This window comes from Mesotoga sp., from assembly GCF_035363035.1.
Taxonomy (GTDB): Bacteria; Thermotogota; Thermotogae; order Petrotogales; family Kosmotogaceae; genus Mesotoga.
Genome location: NZ_DAOSEH010000134.1, coordinates 1 through 3,906, shown reverse-complemented (window position 1 = coordinate 3,906; position 3,906 = coordinate 1). Strand labels below are relative to the sequence as shown.

Annotated in this window: 1 protein-coding gene; it reads right to left on the bottom strand. The window is 52.9% G+C overall.

Translation table 11 applies throughout. The features are described from left to right. On the bottom strand, positions 1-3,404 hold a 3,404-nt coding region (locus PKX57_RS11530), incomplete at its 3' end, for a 3-keto-alpha-glucoside-1,2-lyase-like domain-containing protein (RefSeq protein WP_472417458.1). Positions 3,405-3,906 lie beyond the last annotated feature (502 nt).

Sequence of the window (3,906 nt, the reverse complement as noted above, 5' to 3'; positions counted from 1 at the left end):
TCGTTTCCGTAATCGGGATTGAGGACACCGTCGTTCGGGTTGACCCCTTCGATTATCGCCGGTGCGAGAGAGCGTAGCAGGTCGATCGCGAGACCTTTGTTCGAATAGTAGGAATTCATGGAGAAATCTCCGAACTTCGAATCGCTGCTCACCCTTATCCCGGGACCGCTGGCCGAGCTACGAACGATCGACTTCTTTACCGACGAATAGTTCGAAGAGTTGAAAGAAAGTCCGCTGGCCGTCGAGCCAGAAACTGTGAGGTTCTCGAGAGTGGTAGAAGTATCGCCGGACGTGTAGATGCCGTTGCCGTGGTTGACTCCGGCATGTGTACCTCCGTTGGAGTCTATTATGGAATTGCTTATCGTCACCGAGCTGGCGGGGGCGGCTAACGAGATGCCGTTCCCATCAGTTCCCGCAACCCCTATACCGTTGTCCAGAACATGTACGCCTGTAACGGTTAAATTGCTTCCGGTCAGGAGCAACCCCGAGCCGTTGTGGGCGATGTAGGAGTTCGACAGGGCGCCGCTCGAGTTTATTATAAGGCCGTAACGTCTGTTGAGAAACTCGTCGGCCGGGCGAGAACCGTTCGCCCTCGCGCCGGTCACCATACCCTCTAGAAGAAAGCCAGGACCGTTGAGTGTGACCGGCGCGAAGGAATCCCCAAGGTTTCCCCCGCCGTTGAAGAAGGCCATGTTCTTCAAAAGGAAATTCGTGGCACCGGTGGCAGTTCTCACGAAATGGCTGAGGTCGTTGCAGTTTATCTCGATCTCCTTACCCTGAATTTGAGCCACCGGAACGTTTTCCACTCCGGCCGTTCCGCCGCCGAAGACAGCCTGATTGCTGTTGACGACTGCGCCCTGCGGGTTATAAACGACGCCGTTCAGGGAGGTGTTTGCATCGGTTATGTCGGGCAACGGGGATATCGCCGTAACCGTCCACCAGCTATCGCTTCCGGATGAGGCATTCGGCGGCGTCATCATCACGAACCTGGCGGCATTCGCCCCGGCTATCGCGTTCGAATTTATCGCGAACTGTCTAAGGGTGCCCTGGTTTCCGCTTACCCTCAGACCGTTGTTTCCCGTATCGACAGCGTTCACGACCACGTTGAAAGAGAAGCCGTGATCTATTCCCGTGACTGCCTGTGTGCCTTCAGAGAGATCCACTACCGAGAGGTGCTGGAAGTTGCTGGCGCTGACCGCGGTGCTTCCGGTCGCGAAATTATCTGAGACTTCCGGGCTTGTGCCGCCGAAGGCCTGAACATCGTAGTAAGCGCCGTTTATGAATTCGCGCCTGAAAGTCTGCTCGGCCCAGGGAACCTCGAGCGTGTAGCCGGAGTTCAGAGAGGCCGGAGCGACATCTTTTGAGTTAACGACCACGTAATACCTGCCCGGGGACAGGGGAGCAAAGGAATAGACGCCATCGCTCCCGGTCATGCTCTGGGTTACGAAGGAGTCGCCGCCGCTGAGCGCGGTGTTTCCGTCGCTCTCCCTGTAAAGCCTAACGCGCACGTTGCCTTTCGGCAGATCGACACCGCCGATGAAACTTCCTCCGTCGCTGTCTTTATCTTCGAACACTCTTCCGGAAACGCTCATGTTGATCGTGCTGCAGGTGTTCAGGAAAAGGGCCACCTGCCTGAGGTCTCCGTCGGTGTATTGAAGGTAGGAGTCCATCATGTTGCCCTGGTAGTCCATAACTATAGCCTTTACTATATAATTGCCCTGCGGCATTATAGATGTATTCCACTGATAAATCCATGGGTTAAACCCGGCAGTTGAAACGGCCTCGCCCGTGAAGACCCACTCGAAGCCATCGTCTGCGAGCCCGTTTCCGTTGTAGTCGAAGTAGTGATAGAACTTAACACTCGAGACGGATGAACGTACCTGGCCGTTGACCAGAATACTCGCGTCCTGGACGAGAGCCTCTATCCTGGATGGACCGCAGCCAGTGACGGTTATCTTTGAAGTCAGGGGTATCTGGCTGATCTGGCCGCTGGAATTTATGGGATCACCGAAAAGCAGTGGTTTAGTTCTGTCCATTTTATAGGTTCCCTGGTACGCCAGATCCTTCTGAACGGGATCGTTGGTGTTGGCGCTGGTCGTGAATGCTAGCTGGAAAACGCTGTCAACCATGAGTTTGGGGCCGCCGAGCGAAGTTGCATCCAGCGCCTCCATGGGAACCTGAATATCCAGAAGATAGACCTTTCCAATCGCGGGATCTATGTACTCCGTCACACGTGATCTTTTATAGTCCCATACCGTGGGCGACGGGTTCCAGTCCCAGTTGGCGGGAGTTCCGGGCTCGCCGTCAACGTTGGTCGGGTTGGTCAGGTGTTTTGCACTGTCCTGCTTCCAGATCAAATCGCTATCGGGAAGATATTGATCGAGCGAGTTGCTGTAGAATACTTTTATGTCGTCCGGTGAAATTCCTTGATCGGTTCCGTCAATTTCTATGGCGAAATCCCTGTATCCGTCGCCGTTCAAGTCCATAAGCACGACCCAGGTGGATGATGTGTACGGAACGCCCTGGCCCGTTAGCTGTAACGGATTACCGGACAGAACGATCCTGAACATGAGAACGCCGGAATCGAAATAGACCATTACGGAGGGTAGGGTCGGTGAACTGACTATGTCGACGTGCGCGGGCGAGACGGAGCCACCGCTGGAAAGATCGCTGTTGCCGGTCGAGTCGTAAACTGCGTCTCCGGAGTAAGTGTAGTACTTCCACTCTCTGGAAAGAGAGTTTATGCCGTACACCCGCAAATAATCCACTTCGACCCGCGTGTAGGCCCTCGCTCCGAGCCCCACCCTGCCGTTGAGATAAGGACTGGCGTTGTCGGTGTATCTGAGCACTTCGATTCCGTTGATATACATGGTGAAAGTATTTCCGTTCGCCACAGCGGAGATCTCCTGCCAGCGACTCCAGTCGAAACCCACCGAGGTCACGGACGTTATGAGCGGGTCCGATTCGACGCCGTTGACGATTCTTCTAAGTGAAAACCTGTTGGTGAAATCTGAGTCTATCTCGAAGACGTAAGCGTTCATAGCGGCCGCAGTGCCGGTGACTCTGGCGTATATTTTGAAAGCGGAATCGCCCTGCGTGATTCCGTCGGTTATTCTGGCACTTCCCTTTACAACGTAGTTCGTCCAGGCCGTACTACCGTTCAGAACGGCCCTGCGTTCACCGGAACCGGTTATCGAGAGGATGCCTCCGGCAACGCTCCAGGAACCTGTCGGGTAGTAGTCGGCGAGGTCTGAAAGGCTGTTGAATTCATAGCTGGCCAGTGCAGGACTTGGATTGTCTGGCCATGGATAAGGGTATCCGGCGGGATCGATGTAGTTGGAGACAGCCAATCCGCAAAAAAACGCTGAGATAACAAAAAGCACAGTACACGCTGTACGGTACATGATTTTGCCCCCTGTTGTATATTGTACCTTTTACGTCTCTCAAAAAACGATAAAAATGAGACCTATTAACTTAGAAAATGGGATAAGTTTTATTCATTCAAATTATACATAATAATTTTTCATACCGCAAGCGGTTCGAAGACACCAGCACTGAAAGCTTTATCTCGAGGCGATTTCAGCAGTTATTATCATCGCGTTCCTCGGACCGCTCAATCCCGCGAATCCAAAACAAGCGGTTACTTAGTGAGGCCGGTGGGCGAACCTGTATCGCCGAAAGCTCCGGAAGGGTTGTATCTTCTTCTGTGAAACTTGATCGATTGTTTGGACCTTTCCCCGATATGTAAGTTCGGCTGTTACATCTAATGTATTCCATCCGTGTGCGAAAGACATTTCAGGGCGTTTTTCTCTATAAGGCTCTATTAAACAACTTGATAAAGCTTGACATCTATACTGTCGGATATGGTATAATTATACATGAGTTAACCCTCAGACCGCTTCGCTG